Source organism: Orbaceae bacterium BiB (genome assembly GCA_036251205.1).
GTDB lineage: Bacteria > Pseudomonadota > Gammaproteobacteria > Enterobacterales > Orbaceae > Orbus > Orbus mooreae.
Map to the genome: position 1 here is coordinate 2,187,049 of CP133958.1, position 17,203 is coordinate 2,204,251.

Below are 17,203 nucleotides of genomic sequence, written 5' to 3' on the forward strand. Positions count from 1 at the left end.
AAATTTGAAATGTTAAATTTATTGCGTGTTTTGTCACATTAACGTTTATTGGGTATAAATTTTTTAATACTGAAATTTTTAGTAATCACTTTTCTTAAATCATCAACACCATCAATGTCACCTAGCGTAATCAGTTGCATCCCTACATTACCTAAAGTTGACGCTTCGATTGGGCCTGCGATGATGGGTATTTGACAAATATCAGCACACAGCTGGTTAAGAAAATCGTTTTGACTTCCTCCCCCGACAATATTAAGTTGGGTTATTGGTTTTTTGATTAAGGTTGCTAATTCGCTAATCACTGCGCCGTAAAACATCGCCAAACTATCGAAGATACAGCGAGCTAGCGCTGCGTTTGTCTGTGGAATAAATTGTTTGTTTTCGCCGCAAATGGTTTTTATCATTTCGGTCATTGATTCAGGGTTTAAAAAGCGGTCGTCATTTGGATCAACGAGGCATTGGTAAGCAGGCTCTTTTTCTGCTTGTTCAATGAGCTGGCAGATATCACTAACATTATTTTCATGGCAAATTCGTTGGAATAACCAAAGACCCATAATATTTTTTAACACACGATAATGTTCAAAAACGCCGCCTTCATTGGTGATATTGGCTGAGCGTGATATAGCGTCGGTTAATGCTGATGTTGTTTCTATTCCCATCAATGACCAAGTGCCTGAGCATAGGTAAGCACTGTGTTTATTTTGTAATGGTGATGCAATAACAGCACTTGCTGTATCATGGCTAGCCACCGAAATCACAGGCACTTTTTTGCCATTATCACTTAGCCAATACCCAACTTGATTGCCTGGGTGTTTTATTTCGCCAAACCATGATGTAGGGATCCCTAAATAACTTAGCAGCCCATCATCCCAGCTTTTGGTTTCAACATTAACTAATTGAGTTGTTGTTGCATTGGTATATTCACAATTAAATTGCCCCGTTAATCGATAAATGAGATAGTCCGGGATCATTAAAAAATGGGCAACATCTTTAAGGTAGCTAGGTTTTTCATCAACCATTGCTTTTAATTGATAAAGGGTATTAAAGGTTAAAAACTGAATGCCTGTTTTTTGATAAATTAATTGTGCCGATAAATCTTGTTGCACTTTTGTCATCACTGAATCGGTGCGGTGATCCCGATAGGAATAAGTGGGGGCAATAACGTGGCCGTTTTTATCGAGTAATACATAATCGACACCCCAAGTATCAATACCAATGCTATCTAATTGAATATTTTGATCAGTAATTTTATTCAGGCCAATTCGAATTTCAGTTTCTATCCGTTCGAGATCCCAATAACAATGGTGATCAATGTGTTTTAGCTGATTGGTAAAACGATGAATTTCTTGCAAACCCAAACTCTGCTCACCGTTGTGGTAGGTTGCTAGCATTACACGGCCACTTGATGCACCAATATCAATGGCTGCAATGTGTCTGACTGTCATAAAATAATCCCTGTGCTCAGTAAGTTAGGAATAGTTTATGTTTGATATAAATCATTTACTTTAAGATGGCCGTCATCTTATTTAACAAAGTGGCAGTATTTTTGAAATGAATGTGATTTAGGACACATATTTCAAAAATAATCGGTAAATTAATGAGGGTTGTTGATATTTCATAAAAAATGAAAATGAGCATAAAAGCTTGTTATAAGTGAATTCTCAACAACAAAAAAACTCTTATGCCCAGCTCGACTCATGCTAAAGGTAATTTGATGACGTTTTAATACTTGCTGGAACTGTTCACTGCGATTGATCTGCTCCTAGTTTAGTGGAGACTTTTTAACAACAAAAAAGGAGTCTCATATGAATAAAAAATACGATCCCCAATTTAAATAAGAAGCTGTCAATTTGGGGGCACTGTCAAGTTAACCTATATTAAGTATAATCATACAGATGAATACTAATAAAATCTATCAACGCCATCGTTATCCCGCATCTATTATTAGCCATTGTGTCTGGTTATATTATCGCTTTACATTAAGTTATCGTGATATTGAACTCATCATGATGAAAAAAGGGATAATTGTGCAAGGCACTTATACTCAGCTAAAACCTTTCGAATTTTAGCTGTACGTCGATTTTAGGAGTGGGGCGCTATTACCCAAGTTGCGCCTGAATTTCAAAATTAGGGATTAAATGTCAAATTAAAATTCGCCATTAAAATTTAACTTGACAGTACCAAAAAAATAGTTAACTTGACAGTACCCATAGTTTGGATACTGTTTTTTATAACTAATATGATAGAATCAAACTTTCTCCATTTATACCTAAGGCTTCTTAAAGATGAGTAATCACCATTTATCCGGATTCACTAAAGAGCATGCTGGTGAATTAACAATATTAGTAGGCGATCCCGCTCGCGTACACTTATTCTCTGAGTTATTAACAGACTCAACTGTTGTAGTAAACAATCGAGAATTTATTGCTGTATCAGGTCTGTTTAATAAACAACGTATTTCGATTATATCAACTGGAATCGGTGTTGGTTCAACAGAAATTGCTGTTATTGAGTTAATTGCATCCGGAGCTAAACGTCTAGTTAGAGTTGGAGGTTGTGGGGCTTGGCAAGATCAGGTTAATCCTGGTGATATTATCATGAATCATGCCATGGCTAGAGGCACTGGCATGCTTAGCGCTTATGTGCCAGACAATTACCCTGCAGTTGCTGATCCTTTACTATTTAATCAAATTTATCAATACCTATCTAAACATAATAAATGTATCCATACAGGAATAGGCCTAACAGCTGAAGGATTTTATCTGTCTCAAGGCCGTGATTTAAACCTATTTGGACAATCACATGCAGAGCAAGTGATGAGTTATTGGCAACAGCGTAAAATCCTTAATGCAGAGATGGAAACCGCGGTCATTTATTTATTAGGTGCACTCTATCAAATTCCCGTTGCAAACTGCTTAGTTGCTCATGTTTCACGAAAAAATAATCAATGGGTTGGTAATCTTGATTATCAATCCACCCATCTAAACACTGCTCAATTAGTCATTGAGTCGATTATACCAACACAATTATAAGAGGAACGTATGGGTAATTTAGATTCAAGTAATAATATCTCCCCTCGATATCAAAAGCGAGTATTACGAAGTGCAATGATGGGGTTAGGGTTAGAAGGGATGGATATAATGTTCCTTTCCTTTGCCTTATCATCAATTATTCAAACATTTGGTATATCGTCTGCTGAGGCTGGATTAATTGCAACAGTGACTAACATTGGTATGTTAGTGGGAGGCGTTATTTTTGGCTTATTAGCTGATAAATATGGCCGAGTTAGAATATTTACTTACACTATTTTCTTATTTGCAATTGCAACCGCATTAACAGCATGTGCAACAAATATTTATTGGGTCTACATTCTACGCTTTCTTGCCGGTGTCGGTGGCGGTGGTGAGTTTGGTATCGGTATGGCAATGGTTGCTGATGTCTATAATGCTAAGCAGCGAGGAAGAGCATCTGCAATGATTTCACTAGGTGGCCAAGCTGGCGCGGTCACTGCGGCACTATTAGCCGCTATTATCATTCCATGGTTAGGCTGGCGCGCACTATTTGTCATTGGTATTTTACCTGTTTTTTGGGTCTATTTTGTTCGCAAACATTTAGAAGAAACTCCATCATGGTTACAACAAAAGAAAAAACAAGTCACAGATAAAATTAGAATCGCGGATTTATTTTTAACACCTAAAATTGCATTTACAACTATTGCATTAACCATTATGGCAGCAGTCCAAGTTGCGGGATATTATGGTTTAATGAACTGGTTACCATCTATTTTACAAAAACAATTAGGATTATCGGTCACTGGCTCTTCTTTATGGATGATTAGTACCATTTTAGGAATGTGCTTGGGAATGTTTACGTTTGGTCAATTTATGGATCGTTTAGGTGCTAAAAAAGCCTATCCTCTCTTTTTAATTGCAGCTGCTATCTCAATTTTTGTATATGTTTATATTTCGAATAGTGTTGCGTTGTTAATTGGTGGCACTGTAGTTGGCTTTTTTGTAAATGGTATGAGCGCAGGTTACGGCGCGTTAATCAGTAACCATTATCCAACTGAAATTCGAAGTACTGCTAATAATGTGATATTTAACACTGGTCGTGCTATTGGTGGTTTTTCACCATTTATTATCGGTTACTTTTTAGAGTATCATTCAATGCTTGTTGCAATGTCATTTTTAGCCGGATTATATATGATCTCATTATTAATGATTATTTTACTACCGAAGCGGTTAGAGGCGTATAACTAGTAGAGGTACTGTCAAATTAACTTATCTTTAGTATAATCATACAGATGAATACTGTAACGGTATATTTTTCTTGGAGACATACTTAGCGGTATGATAAACCATCAACTAAGGAGATTATCCCGTTACATATACAAAGGTACTGTCAAGTTAACCTATCTTTTGTATAATCATACAGATGAATACTAATAAAATCTATCAACGACACCGTTACCATTCTTCGATTATTAGCCACTGCGTGTGGCTATATTATCGGTTTACGTTAAGTTATCGTGATATTGAACTCATCATGATGAAAAAAGGGGTAGCTGTTACGTATGAATCCATTCGTTATTGGTGTATTAAATTCGGTAAACTTTATGCAAAACGAATTAAAAAAGTTAAGCGCTATGGTGATTATGTTTATATGGATGAGGTCTTTTGTAAAATTAACGGTAAAGGTGTCTATTTGTGGCGAGCCGTTGATCAAGATAGTCAAACCATTGATGTGTTAGTTCAAGAAAAAAGAGACAGTAAAGCAGCTAAACGATTTATTAAAAAGATAAGGAAAAGTATTAAACAGCCTGCTTTAAAAGTGGTTACTGATAAGCTAAAAAGTTATATTAAGCCTATCAAAACGTTACTTTTATCTACACCTCATATTACTCAGCAATATGTCAATAATCGAGCAGAAAACTCACATCAACCGACAAGGCTTAGAAAGAGGAAAATGCGTAAATTTAAATCGTTAAAACAATCACAATTATTCTTATCGTGTTTTGGGAATATCTATGATCATTTTAATTGTGCAAGGCACTTATGTTCAGCTAAAACCTTTCGAATTTTAACTGAACGTCGATTTAAAGAGTGGGGCGCGATTACCCAAGTTGCGCCTAAAATTCAAAATTAGGGATTAAATGTCAAATTAAGATTTATTGTTAAAAGTTAATTTGACAGTGCCTTTCTTTCTGTTACAGGTACTAAAGCTTTTTTATAATATCTTCTTGCATCAAGGATTTGAGACTCAACTCAGCATACATCTGTTTAAGCTGGCGATTTTCATCTTCAAGCACTTTTAAGCGATAGATATCGGACGCTTCCATTCCTCCGTATTTTTCTCGCCATTTATAAAATGTTGAATTCCCTATTCCATATTCACGGCAAATATCTTTAACCGGTATGCCTGCTTCGGCTTTTTTCAAAATAGCGACTATTTGGCTCTCTGTCATGCGTTTGCTCATTGTAAAACTCCTTTGGTTTATTTTAAAAGAAATTCTACGAGTATGCTGTATTATTTTAGGGGATATTTACACTAGGCATTTATGCTCAGCTAAAACCTTTCGAATTTTAGCTGAACGTCGATTTAAAGAATGGAACTTCATTACCCAAGTTCCCTCTGAATTTAAAAATTAGAGACTAACTGCCAAATTAAAATTTGTTATCAGAAGTTAACTTGACAGTACCACTCTAAGTCAATTTCATAAGTGTGAAGCGGATCAATATCGACTTTAAAATTCTGCCATGTTTATGGATAAAATGTCTAAAATTTAAAAGTATAAATAGTGTTAAGTCACTATTCTAGCTTAGAACAATTACATATCTACTATTTTGAGGATATTAAAAACATGGGGATTATGATTAAAAAAAGAACAATAAGCATGAAAAATTATCTTGCCTATGGAGTAGGTGATTTTTTAGGTGCTGGAACGACTGCTTTAACCGCAGTTTGGTTATTATACTTTTATACAAATTTTTGTGGATTAACACCGATTGAGGCAACATTTATATTTGCTGCTGCCAGAGTCTTAGATGCGGTCATTAGCCCACTGATGGGATATTTAACCGATAACTTTGGTAAAACCTATTTGGGTCAACGTTTTGGTCGAAGAAAATTTTTTATTCTAATCGGGATCCCACTTATTTTTAGCTATAGTGTGATGTGGGCACCTGGAATGAGCTATATTTATTATTTATTAACCTATCTGTTCTTTGATATGGTTTATACAATGATTTTAGTCCCATATGAAACATTAGTTCCTGAAATGACTGATGATTTTAAACAAAAAGCGAAATTCTCTGGCGCAAGAATTTCGACAGCTCAACTTTCTGCTATTTTAGCCGGTTTCTTACCAGGAATTTTACTGAGTTATTTAGGTAAAGATAACGCAATCTCATTTTTTTATGCGAGTTTAGTTTTCTCTATTCTTTGTGCTATTGCACTGACTTTGGTTTATCTTTTCACTTGGGAACGTCCAAAAGAATTAAAATCAGAAGCAGAACTTAAAGCAGAGCAAGAGAAAACATCATTATCTTTTAAAGAAAACTTTAAACGTTTAATTATTGAACTCTTATCTACATTTAAAATTAAAATCTTTAGACAGCATCTTGGTATGTATCTTGGTGGATATATTGCGCAAGACATATTTAATGCCACCTTTACTTATTATGTTGTTTTCGTTTTACTTAAAGAAGCAACAGTGGCCTCTATGCTAATCGGTATCATGTCAATTACTCAATTTATTGCAGTCCTAGGGATGATGCCTCTATGTATCAAATATGGACCAGCTGCAGCTTACCGTGGTGTTGTTACTATTTTTGGTATGAGCTGTTTGGCATTCGGTGTTATTTGGTACTTTAACCTAAGTAGTATCCATTTAATTCTTGTCGTTCTTTCTGCGATAGCTGGCCTTGGGCGAGGCGGTATCAATTATGTACCATGGAATATTTATACTTATATCTCAGATATTGATGAGATTATTACAGGTAAGCGCCGAGAAGGGATTTTTGCAGGCGTGATGACTTTTACCCGTAAAGCATCTCAAGCTGGTGCAGTAATGTTGATTGGTATTAGTTTACAATTCTCTGGCTTTACAGCAGACAGCCCGCTTCAATCACCTGAAGTAATACATGCAATTTTATTTATCATGGTCTTTGGTGCAATACTTGTCCTATCTTGTGGGTTCTATGTTTCACTTAAATTTAAGCTAAATTTAAAGACTCATAAAGTCTTAATTGATGAGATCAATAATATAAAAGGGATTGGTACAAACTCAGAACGTCGTATCAGCGATGAGGGTAAACCTGTTGTTGAGATGTTAACGGGGATGAAAGTTAATGAGTTATGGGGCAATAATAATATCGGATATAAAGAAAAATAGATAATTAATTAATCAGTTAATCGTTAAATTTAACAGAAATAGATAGAGGAATATCAAACATGAAAATTTTTCCAGTTAAACATAGTAAATTACTTGCACAGCCGAATCACATTATGCCGCGTGGTGAGATGACAGCGCTTATCAATAAAGTTATCGATAATTTAATTAACATTAAAGATGAAACTGGTGAGTTCTTACTTCGACTTGATGATGGTCGCGTAATTGACACGAAAGGTTGGGCTGGCTGGGAGTGGACTCATGGAATTGGCCTGTATGGGATGTATCAATTCTATTCTCAAACTGGTGATCAAAATGTGCATAAAATTATTAGCGATTGGTTTAGTGAGCGCCTAGCTGAAGGGATGCCAACAAAAAATGTCAATACCGTCTGCCCATTTTTAACTTTAGCTTATTGTTATGAAGAAACTAAAGATCCTAAATGGCTCACTTATTTAGATAGTTGGGCGGAATGGGTGATGCATAAAATGCCAAGAACCGAATGTGGTGGAATTCAGCACATTGTTTATAACAATGAAAATCATCAGCAGCTTTGGGATGACACGTTAATGATGAGTGTTTTACCGCTAGCCAAAATCGGTAAATTACTTAATCGACCAGAATATATCCAAGAAGCGATTTATCAAATATTGATTCATATTGAATATTTGATGGATAGAAGTACTGGTTTATGGTTCCATGGCTGGACATTTGACGGTAATCATAATTTTGCTAACGCAAGATGGGCGAGAGGAAACAGCTGGTTAACGATCGTGATTCCTGAATTTATTGAGCTATTAGACTTAAAAGATAACGATCCAATTAAACGTATTTTGGTTCAAGTACTTACTGTTCAAGTTGAAGCACTTAAAAAATATCAAGATGAATCAGGTTTATGGCATACCATTATTGATGATAAATCTTCTTATTTAGAAGCTTCAGCAACGGCTGGCTTTGCTTACGGTATTTTAAAGTCAATTAGAAAGAATTATATCTCTGACGAATATCAAGAGATGGCGGAGAAAGCTGTAAAAGGCGTGATTAATAATATTGATGATAAAGGAACCTTGCAACAAGTCTCTTTTGGTACTGCGATGGGGAATGATCTCGATTTCTACCGAAATATCCCACTAACATCTATGCCATATGGACAAGCAATGGCGATTTTATGTTTAACTGAATATTTGCGTGTGTTTATTTAACACTTATCGCATTTGAATAGAAAACCAACCTCTTGATAAATTTTTAATCGTTATTGTTTTAAATTCAAAGAGGTTGTTTTTGATTGAATTTAGATGTGAATTTATAGCTTAGTTATCCATTAATTGACAATATTATTTAAGGGGATGAGATGAGTCCTAAAGTTGCGATTCTATTAGCCAATGGATTTGAAGAGGCAGAAGCATTTATGATCTTTAATGCTTTAAAAAGAGTTAAAATTGATGTTGAGTTTCTATCTTGTTCGAATGACTTCGAGGTACTGAGTTATCATAACGTGATAGTAAAAGCTCATGGCTTACTTAAACAGAAAAACACGACTTTATATGATGCGATTGTTTTACCTGGTGGTCCTGAGGGCACTGTCAATTTAGGCAAGAATGGGGATGTGATTAATTTCATTAAACTTCATGATGAAAATGGTAAGTTGATTTGCCCGATTTGCTCAGCAGCCATTAAAGTTTTAGGTAAAAACAAGTTATTAAAAGGGCGCCAATATACTTGTTCTGGTGATTTATTTATGATGGAGAATGATGGTGTATATCTTAATAAAGATATTGTCATCGATGCCAATTTATTCAGTGGTCAAGGTCTTGGGTATGCCTATAAATTTGCTTTTACCCTCGCGAAAAAACTCGGTATGGATGAGAAAGAGGTTCAATTTCAGGCCGAACATATTTATCTGTATGATATATAAAACTTTAGCCTATAGTGAAATTAGTACCTAAAAACAGAAGGTAAGCGACTAACTTGATAGTACCGGTAAGTAAACTTCGCTATCTATTGAAAATAAAGGGATAAATTGGATAGGCTACACTAATTCATACAGTTTTTTTAGGGGGTAAGGTAAACTTATCACTAAAAGAGGAAATAAATATGAATACAGTCAAACGACCTAGACGAACATTTAATGATGATTTTAAACAACAGATGGTTAATTTATATCAGCATGGTAAGTCACGTAGTGAGCTAATAGCCGAATATGATCTCACACCATCAGCATTAGATCGTTGGATTGCTCAAGCCACGCAAAGTGGTTCATTCAAAACAAAAGATAATCGTAGCCTAGAGGAGCAGGAATTAATTGCTCTACGCAAAGAGCTTAAGCAGCTTCGTATGGAAAACGATATCCTAAAGCAAGCCGCACTGATAATGGGACGAAAATCGCAGTGATCCAAGCTTGCCGACATCGCTACTCGTTGCAGTGGTTATGTAGATGCTTAGGTATATCAAGGCATTATTTTTATTATCAGTGCAAAAAAAATGCGTATCAAAGAAGATTAAAATACGCCCAACAGATCTTAACGATTTTTAATGGTAGTTATCAGTCTTACGGAACAAGAAGAATACGGCAAGCACTGTTAACTGAAGGGATAAGCGTCTCTCGTCGTTATGTTGCAAAAGTGATGAAATCATTATCGCTAAAGTCAAAATACACCCAAAAATGTTACAAAAACAATAACAAAAACGTTAATTCCGTTACTATAAATAATGTATTGCAACGAAATTTTACAGTAGGAATGAAAGCCACCGTGATTGTTGCTGATTTGACTTATATAAAGGTCGGTAAAAAATGGAATTACCTTTGCGTATTACTTGATCTTTCAGCACGAAAAATCGCAGGCTATCGTGTTGGACAACATAAAACAGCAGAGCTTGTTATGTCAGCATTAAGCCAAATTAAAGCGCCTTTATCGTCAATTGCGTTATTTCATTCCGATAGAGGAAAAGAATTTGATAATCAATTGCTTGATGGATGTTTTGACCTGTTTGGGATCACCCGTTCACTAAGCAATAAGGGATGTCCTTACGATAATGCCGTGTCAGAAGCAACATTTAAGACAATTAAAACTGAGTTTGTAAAAAATACAACGTTTAGCAATACTAGGGAGCTACAACAGCGTTTCTCTGCTTATGCGTATTGGTATAATTATAAACGACTACATTCGTCATTGGGATATATGACGCCTGTTGCATTTAATAAACAGCTCCCCTTAATTTAGTTGTATGAAAATGTGTAGACATTCCAAATCTACTTTTCTGGGGTATACGTCATTATCGAACTGCTTATACCCCGGTTTTGTACCCCAAAAAGTGCTTGATTGGAATTTACAGCAGTTGACGTCAGTTGACAAACTAACAACGAGAGAAGCTTTATAGTAAAAAGCGTTAGATAGCAAAAAACCTGCTAGAAGCAGGGTTTGTAATTCGTTGATTGGTGCCCGGACGCGGAATCGAACTGACTACCTTGAGAGCTTATCATTACATGATTTATTATTTTTTGGATTAAAAATATACCCGGTTTTATACCCCTAAAGTTGAGTTGCTTGGAAAATATACAGTTCAAGCTTGATTTTATTACCATAAAGAAATCAGCAGAGTTCTTTTCTGAATTCCGGAGTCAACAAACCCATATTTCATATAAAATGCGTTGGCTTCATTTGTTAAACTATGTACTAATAGCGCTCTAGAACCAACTTGTTTAGAGACTTCTTTCGAACGTAATATGGCATCTTTTAATAATGCTGCACCCAATCCTTTTGCTTTATAATTTTTATCAATAGCTAAACGACCTAAGAGAATAACAGGAATAGGATCTGGCATATTACGTTTAAATCTATTTAATGTTAGTTGTTGATGTTGAATACTGCCGGTCGATAAACAATAAAAGCCGATTACTTTATCATTTTCACAAATTACAAATGTACGCGAAGCTCCACTTTTTTGATTTTTTAGCGCTTTTTGTTTTAACCATTCATTTAAAGATAACTCTTCACAATCAAATAGCGTACAATCATGATGCTCATTTAATAGGTGTGGTGCTTTTATTTCTCCCATGGTGATTTCCGAGACAATAAAGCTTGAATTTTTTCATTACTGTCAAAAGATGTTTCTATCGCCAGATTGAATGCATTTATCTGCTCATCATTGATTAAAAAAAGACGCTGATCAAGTAAAACATCTTCTGCTTTTGAGCAGGCAGCTTCTAAAATAAAATCAGTTCGTGATTTAGATTGTAAATGAGCCGCAATATCGATCAATTCTTTTTGAGATATTTTAGCTCTAATATTAATAGGAGACTCTTTGATTTCACTTCTCATATAAATTACCTTTCTCTTAATCTGATATAGAAAGTACTATAACATAACTGTATATCAAATTGCTACACAAATAATATCTATCGAAGGCACTGTTACCTATTTTTTAATAAAACAAGCACAATTATTATTGTCTTGCTTTGGGAATATTTACGATCATTTTAATTGTGCTAGACATTTATGCTCAGTTAAAACCTTTCGAATTTTAGCTGAGCGTCGATTTAAAGAGTGGGGCGCTATTACCCAAATTGCGCCTAAAATTCAAAAATAGGGATTAAATGTCAAATTTAAATTCATTCTTAAAAGTTAATTTGACAGTACCGTCAACGGTTGTAAACTCTCGTTTCCCCACTATTTTATCAAGCACCGAGTGAATTTAATAATGTTATCACCCGTTGTTTTGTATCTTCATTTGGTTCGTTTTGCGCTAACGTTTTAAGCACATGTTTGAGTTCAGGTGACCATAGCTGCCGATCCCAACTTTCTATGGCATTTAATGCCATATTCCGATTACGGATTACTGGACTATTTAATCCAATGAGCAGTAAATCTTCCCCCATCCCCGGAAAGCGACCGAGTTCTTGTAAAAATGAATCTAAATTACGATGTAACTTAAATTCAGGCCCCAATCCGAGCGATTCATCGGGCCCTGTTGCTACTAAGGAAAAATCATTTTGCTGTTTTGCAAGTGTCATAGCTTGTTCAACTCTCTGACTATCATTCGTTTGCATCAAGTAAAACCATTGTTCATTTTGATATCGTTTTTGATGTTCAAAACGCACATCCCATGCATCATAACCCAAACGGGTATAAATATCAGTGGCTAGCCAACACAGCGACTGATCATCAGTTTGTAAGCTTTCTTCAACTAAAGGTAACCAGTGTTCTTGTTGTATGAGATCGGTTAATGTTGTTTGTAATTCCACTTTAATGTCATCACTCCAATTAGGGTAACTATCATCAGTTTGATTAACCACAAAATCTTGCATAATCAGGAAAGTTCTTAAAATATTGATATCGGTTAATTGATGCTGTGCTAGTTGAGTTAAGTAACATAAACAAACACTAGCACCTTGATCATAATCACGCATGTCCTCGGCCGGCCCACCCATTATTAGCGCTTCAATCATCTCACCCGTTGCCACAAGTAATGCCATATCAGCGGATGGCTGTGCTAATGCGGTTTGCAGATCACCCGCAGTTGCACAGGTATAGGCAAGGTATTCATACATCACGCTATTTTTATAGCCTTCCCTTAATAGCCAGTTTTTGACTTCCTGAGAAGGATTTTTTGCTAACCGTTCCACTAAGTGAATGCGCCCCCAGCCATCAACTTTTTTGGCTAATGTAAGCAAAGCATTTTCGACTTCAATCGGCGGTGATAACGTATTTTGTAACGCCACAGCCGAGTACAACGTAAACTCATCATGCATAGCAAATAGCAAAAATAATTCCTTCTGCGAGGTATTAAAACGCCCCAGAATGGCAATACTAAATTTAATCACTTCGCGATCTGGGCTATTGAGTAGTAACCAATAAACAAATTCATATAATTTATTGAAGTTAACTTCAGCCTTTGCCATTTTTTCTGTTAATTCATCAATATAACTTAAAGTGCCTTGCTCTTTAATTAAGGTATACAGTTTTGCAATGTCTTGTTTATTGGGTTGAACTGAAACAGCTCTGAGTAATGCCAAAATTTGTTCAACACATGTTTGTTCAGTTGACGATACATGATGATTCATCACACCATCCATGGCGCCCGCTGCCCACTTTATTTTTGAGTCATCATGTGATTCATCGGGTAAATTTTGGGCTGTGTCAGGAAGTTTGTCCGCATCTTTATAAGGTAATAGAAACTGATAAATACTTATCAGTGAATTATCCCAAACAATAGGAAACCCGTTATCGTCTTGTATTCTTTTTTTGCTTGTAAACAAGTCTTTTAGCCAATTTTTCATCTGTTTTCCTTTATTATTATTTTAAATTTTATGGTGATCGTTAATCATCTAAATCAAAATGTAATAAATAATAGTCATTTTGGTAAACGCATAATAAATCACACCAACGTGTTGCATACCATATTGGTGGCACTGTTTCGATTTCATATAATTGACATTGGCTGAGTTTTATCGGCAACAGCATATCAATAAAACCGGTAATACCGCAATTTCCGTTTTCTTTATGCAGTGTCGGTGAATAATACTGCTGAAAAAACCATGTATCAATTTGCTGTATAAATTCATCAACGGTGATCTGCTTTGGTTTTATATGCCATAGCTGAGCATCGAAACATTTTCCTTGCCCATCGGCAATTGATTGAAAGTGATGGGCTAAGGTATCCGTATAATTGCCCTTATAATCAAGTAACTTAATCGCATAATCACAACCGTGATTGGGCCCCGCATTTAAGCAACGTATTGCCTCTAAATAGCCATTTATACCATTAAGATTTATCATATTTTTATCTTGTTTAATACCGAGGAGTGACCCCCGATATGTTGTTTACCCCTTAATACACACCATTTGCCGTAATTGATGCACAATTTCGACCAGTTCATTTTGCGCGGTCATCACTGCATCAATGTCTTTATATGCCATCGGGATTTCGTCAATCACGTTGGCATCTTTACGACATTCGACATGGGCAGTGGCCTTGATTTGATCCTCAATGGTAAATTGCTTTTTGGCCGCTGTTCGGCTCATCACGCGGCCGGCACCATGTGAACAGGAGCAAAAGCTTTCTTCATTACCTAAACCCCGCACAATATAGCTTTTTGCCCCCATTGAACCAGGAATAATGCCGAGTTCACCTTTGCGTGCTGATACCGCGCCTTTTCGGGTGACAAAAATGTCTTCGCCAAAGTGCTGCTCTTTTTGCACATAGTTGTGGTGGCAATTCACCGCTGACATGTGTGTGGTAAACGGTTTAGTAATGATTTTACGCATTGCCAAAATCACATTATGCATCATCGCTTCACGGTTTAACCGCGCAAACTCTTGTGCCCAATGCACCGCCTCGACATAATCGTGAAAGTGCTCTGTACCCTCTTCCAAATAGGCTAAATCTTTATCTGGTAAGTTTTGAATATGCACTTCCATGTCTTTTTTAGCCATTTCAATAAAAAAACTGCCAATGGCATTACCCACGCCGCGCGAACCACTGTGTAGCATAATCCAAACACGATCGGCTTCATCTAAACAGATTTCGATAAAATGGTTGCCAGTACCCAATGTACCTAAATGACGGTAGTTATTAGTTTTTAAAAAGCGTGGGTATTTTTCCGTTAACTTATCAAATCCCGGAGCTAACTGTTGCCAGTACTGTTCGACAATCGCAGGGGCATCATGCCAGCTGCCATAATCTCGCCCACGGTGTTTTGGGGTAAGTCCATGTGGCACCGCTTTTTCAATCTCGGTACGTAGTGGCAATAAATTATCCGGTAAATCCGCCGCCATCAGCGAGGTTTGTACCGCAATCATACCGCAGCCGATATCCACCCCAACCGCGGCTGGAATAATTGCCCCCATAGTTGGAATGACACTGCCAATGGTTGAGCCTTTACCCACATGTACATCGGGCATCACCGCGATATGTTTAAAAATAAACGGTAGCTGGGCGGTTTTACTTAGCTGTTCTTTAGCCTCGGGTTCAACCGGTACGCCTTTGGTCCACATTTTGATGGGTTTAGCGTTTTCTACTTGTAATACGTTATATTGTGTCATTTTTTATTCCTTAACCACCATGCGATTGTACATGGCGGCTTAATATTTCATGTTGTTATGAATTTTTAGGTTGGATGTTCACCAAGCCATGTAACACTTGGTCAAGCCCACCCACTACCGAAATTTTATCGATACGTTCAGCAATACGTTCCAACGTTTCCATCTCTTTTAACCGCAAAGCAACTGGGTTGTTTTCCATCACTTTGGCGGTGTTCAATAAAGAGCGGGTTGCCGAGGTTTCTTCTCGGCGACGGATCACATTAGCTTGCGCCGCTTTTTCCGCCTCGACCACCTGCGATAGAATCGCCTTCATATCGCCAGGTAAGATAATATCTTTTACCCCCAGTGAAACCGTTTGTAAACCAAAGCCTTGTAAGCGCGCTTTGATATGTTTAGTCACCACTTCGTCGATGATATTTTTATTTTCTAATAATTCATCTAAGGTGCGAGTACCAATCGCTTCACGTAAACCAAATTGTAATTCACGATACAACAAATCAACTGGCTGTGCCGTTTTTTCAAACGCGGTTAATACGTCAGTATAGTGCCAGTTAGCCACTAAGTTTACCCGCAAGTTGACTTTATCTTTGGTTAAAATCTCTTGCCCAGCCACATCTAATGCTTGCAGGCGAGTATCCACCATATCCACCGAGATTTCACGGTTAAAACGCCAATAAGCGGTAATGCCAGCCGTTAATAACTGCTCAATTTTACCGTTCACTTTTAATACCCCGACATGATAAGTCGGCACTTGAGCAATTAATACGCTGTTATCACCGAGTACTTCTTTTTGGCGTAATTTTGGTTGTAGCAATTGCTGTACCATTTCATCACTTAAGGTATAGCCTTGGTGTAAATCCACGGTCACCATATGCTGTTTATGGCTATTTTTCCAGTAAAGGCGCTTGGTACCTGGTGATAAAATTTCTACCAATAGGTCATTTTCATAACGCAAACCAGCCTGATTTGCACCGACTTCCATCTGTAAACAAAATTGTGCCCGTTGTTCTTGGGTTCGTTGTTCAATGGCATCAGCGATACGATCATCAATCCGGTTGTCGCGTAAGTTAAATTTACCCAGTACAATCGTATGTTTAAATTGGCAGTAACCGACGATCGATTCTGGCGCAATAATCTGTATTAGCTGGTTATCAATAAATAAAGTCCCAATTTGTTCATGAATAAAGTGGTGCAGCACTAATTTTTCGATATTCATAATGGTTTTATTACTATTTTTAGCTTCAATCAATTCTTGTGCGATATCAGTTGGCAGTGTATAACCGTGTTGTAAGGTTACTTTTTTAATCGTATGCGCTTTGTAGCTATTCCAATATAATGCTTTGGTTGCCGGTAAAATCACTTCAACCAACTTTTGCTCTTCATAACGTAAAGCAATTTCGTTTTCTGCAACATCCACTAAATAGCAGTGTTGGTTAATGATTTCTGGATAAAAGTTAATTAACTGTTCTGCCATATTAGTTTCTATTTTTGGCGCAGTTAAATTAATTAATTGATAACTAATTGCATTCAATGGATTAAACATTCGGTACACACCAGCAGTTAATATCTGTTCAATTTCACTGTTTTTATATAACACGGCAATTTCATATTTTTTGACTTTAATGGTTTTTATCATTTTATTTTTCCTTATTTAGTACAATCAGCGATCTCGTTTGGCACAATTAAAACGGGCTAAGTAACGAAATAGTAGGGGGAAGGTGAAAAGCAATAAGAAAAATAAATCGCCACTTATTGGTATTTAACGTTCTAC

At 36.5% G+C, this 17,203-nt stretch carries 15 protein-coding genes and 2 pseudogenes; 9 read left to right on the plus strand and 8 right to left on the minus strand.

Annotated elements, in window-relative coordinates; all coding sequences use genetic code 11:
• Nucleotides 1–38 precede the first annotated feature (38 nt).
• Nucleotides 39–1,445: a rhamnulokinase gene (gene rhaB / locus RHO11_10325; GenBank protein ID WVD60881.1), complete on the minus strand. Its 1,407-nt coding sequence runs from the start codon at nt 1,443–1,445 to the stop codon at nt 39–41.
• Nucleotides 1,446–1,895: 450 nt separating this feature from the next.
• Between rhaB and RHO11_10330 the strand changes: the two are divergent.
• The 4 genes and pseudogenes from RHO11_10330 to RHO11_10345 all read left to right on the plus strand — a co-directional run bounded on the left by RHO11_10330 (nt 1,896) and on the right by RHO11_10345 (nt 5,145).
• Nucleotides 1,896–2,030: pseudogene (locus RHO11_10330) on the plus strand (IS6 family transposase).
• A gap of 255 nt (nt 2,031–2,285) precedes the next feature.
• On the plus strand, nt 2,286–3,032 hold the full coding sequence (locus tag RHO11_10335) for a nucleoside phosphorylase (GenBank protein ID WVD60882.1): 747 nt from the start codon (nt 2,286–2,288) through the stop codon (nt 3,030–3,032).
• Nucleotides 3,033–3,041: 9 nt separating this feature from the next.
• Nucleotides 3,042–4,259 (plus strand): MFS transporter, encoded by a 1,218-nt coding sequence (locus tag RHO11_10340; protein WVD60883.1) that lies wholly within the window; start codon nt 3,042–3,044, stop codon nt 4,257–4,259.
• A 175-nt stretch (nt 4,260–4,434) separates the two neighbouring features.
• The gene (locus RHO11_10345) at nt 4,435–5,145 is read left to right on the plus strand and encodes an IS6 family transposase (protein ID WVD60884.1); all 711 of its coding nucleotides are present in this window, start codon (nt 4,435–4,437) and stop codon (nt 5,143–5,145) included.
• Nucleotides 5,146–5,221: 76 nt separating this feature from the next.
• On the opposite strand, the pseudogene RHO11_10350 reads toward RHO11_10345, so the two are convergent.
• A pseudogene (locus tag RHO11_10350) lies at nt 5,222–5,476 on the minus strand (transposase).
• A 417-nt stretch (nt 5,477–5,893) separates the two neighbouring features.
• On the opposite strand from RHO11_10350, the gene RHO11_10355 reads away from it, so the two are divergent.
• The 5 genes from RHO11_10355 to RHO11_10375 all read left to right on the plus strand — a co-directional run bounded on the left by RHO11_10355 (nt 5,894) and on the right by RHO11_10375 (nt 10,611).
• On the plus strand, nt 5,894–7,393 hold the full coding sequence (locus RHO11_10355; GenBank protein ID WVD60885.1) for an MFS transporter: 1,500 nt from the start codon (nt 5,894–5,896) through the stop codon (nt 7,391–7,393).
• 59 nt (nt 7,394–7,452) lie between these two features.
• The gene (locus tag RHO11_10360) at nt 7,453–8,592 is read left to right on the plus strand and encodes a glycoside hydrolase family 88 protein (GenBank protein WVD60886.1); all 1,140 of its coding nucleotides are present in this window, start codon (nt 7,453–7,455) and stop codon (nt 8,590–8,592) included.
• A gap of 149 nt (nt 8,593–8,741) precedes the next feature.
• Nucleotides 8,742–9,305 (plus strand): DJ-1/PfpI family protein, encoded by a 564-nt coding sequence (locus RHO11_10365; protein WVD60887.1) that lies wholly within the window; start codon nt 8,742–8,744, stop codon nt 9,303–9,305.
• 179 nt (nt 9,306–9,484) lie between these two features.
• A complete protein-coding gene (locus tag RHO11_10370) occupies nt 9,485–9,781 on the plus strand; it encodes a transposase (protein WVD60888.1) in 297 nt (98 codons plus the stop codon).
• Nucleotides 9,778–10,611, plus strand: coding sequence for an IS3 family transposase (locus RHO11_10375; protein WVD60889.1), 834 nt, complete (start codon nt 9,778–9,780; stop codon nt 10,609–10,611). The genes RHO11_10370 and RHO11_10375 overlap by 4 nt, the downstream gene beginning before the upstream one ends.
• 355 nt (nt 10,612–10,966) lie before the next feature.
• Here the strand turns inward: RHO11_10375 and RHO11_10380 are convergent, their stop codons facing one another.
• The 6 genes from RHO11_10380 to RHO11_10405 form a co-directional block, all read right to left on the minus strand.
• Nucleotides 10,967–11,446, minus strand: a complete 480-nt coding sequence (locus RHO11_10380) for a GNAT family N-acetyltransferase (protein WVD60890.1) — start codon at nt 11,444–11,446, stop codon at nt 10,967–10,969.
• Nucleotides 11,434–11,709 (minus strand): DUF1778 domain-containing protein, encoded by a 276-nt coding sequence (locus RHO11_10385; GenBank protein ID WVD60891.1) that lies wholly within the window; start codon nt 11,707–11,709, stop codon nt 11,434–11,436. Before RHO11_10385 ends, RHO11_10380 begins: the two co-directional genes overlap by 13 nt.
• Before the next feature lie 356 nt (nt 11,710–12,065).
• Nucleotides 12,066–13,667, minus strand: coding sequence for a hypothetical protein (locus RHO11_10390; GenBank protein WVD60892.1), 1,602 nt, complete (start codon nt 13,665–13,667; stop codon nt 12,066–12,068).
• A gap of 40 nt (nt 13,668–13,707) precedes the next feature.
• Nucleotides 13,708–14,166 carry a hypothetical protein gene (locus RHO11_10395; protein ID WVD60893.1) on the minus strand — a complete coding sequence of 153 codons (459 nt, stop codon included), beginning with the start codon at nt 14,164–14,166 and terminating at the stop codon, nt 13,708–13,710.
• Between the two features lie 45 nt (nt 14,167–14,211).
• Nucleotides 14,212–15,432, minus strand: a complete 1,221-nt coding sequence (locus tag RHO11_10400; GenBank protein ID WVD60894.1) for an RtcB family protein — start codon at nt 15,430–15,432, stop codon at nt 14,212–14,214.
• A gap of 55 nt (nt 15,433–15,487) precedes the next feature.
• A complete protein-coding gene (locus RHO11_10405) occupies nt 15,488–17,068 on the minus strand; it encodes a slipin family protein (protein ID WVD60895.1) in 1,581 nt (526 codons plus the stop codon).
• Nucleotides 17,069–17,203 lie beyond the last annotated feature (135 nt).

Bases quoted from the DNA above. Each gene is read 5' to 3' on its own strand.
- RHO11_10370 (WVD60888.1), top strand. From the start codon at position 9,485: ATGAATACAGTCAAACGACCTAGACGAACATTTAATGATGATTTTAAA.
- RHO11_10345 (WVD60884.1), top strand. From the start codon at position 4,435: ATGAATACTAATAAAATCTATCAACGACACCGTTACCATTCTTCGATT.
- RHO11_10360 (WVD60886.1), top strand. From the start codon at position 7,453: ATGAAAATTTTTCCAGTTAAACATAGTAAATTACTTGCACAGCCGAAT.
- RHO11_10380 (WVD60890.1), bottom strand. From the start codon at position 11,446: ATGGGAGAAATAAAAGCACCACACCTATTAAATGAGCATCATGATTGT.
- RHO11_10340 (WVD60883.1), top strand. From the start codon at position 3,042: ATGGGTAATTTAGATTCAAGTAATAATATCTCCCCTCGATATCAAAAG.
- rhaB (WVD60881.1), bottom strand. From the start codon at position 1,445: ATGACAGTCAGACACATTGCAGCCATTGATATTGGTGCATCAAGTGGC.
- RHO11_10395 (WVD60893.1), bottom strand. From the start codon at position 14,166: ATGATAAATCTTAATGGTATAAATGGCTATTTAGAGGCAATACGTTGC.
- RHO11_10405 (WVD60895.1), bottom strand. From the start codon at position 17,068: ATGATAAAAACCATTAAAGTCAAAAAATATGAAATTGCCGTGTTATAT.
- RHO11_10365 (WVD60887.1), top strand. From the start codon at position 8,742: ATGAGTCCTAAAGTTGCGATTCTATTAGCCAATGGATTTGAAGAGGCA.
- RHO11_10335 (WVD60882.1), top strand. From the start codon at position 2,286: ATGAGTAATCACCATTTATCCGGATTCACTAAAGAGCATGCTGGTGAA.
- RHO11_10390 (WVD60892.1), bottom strand. From the start codon at position 13,667: ATGAAAAATTGGCTAAAAGACTTGTTTACAAGCAAAAAAAGAATACAA.
- RHO11_10400 (WVD60894.1), bottom strand. From the start codon at position 15,432: ATGACACAATATAACGTATTACAAGTAGAAAACGCTAAACCCATCAAA.
- RHO11_10385 (WVD60891.1), bottom strand. From the start codon at position 11,709: ATGAGAAGTGAAATCAAAGAGTCTCCTATTAATATTAGAGCTAAAATA.
- RHO11_10355 (WVD60885.1), top strand. From the start codon at position 5,894: ATGAAAAATTATCTTGCCTATGGAGTAGGTGATTTTTTAGGTGCTGGA.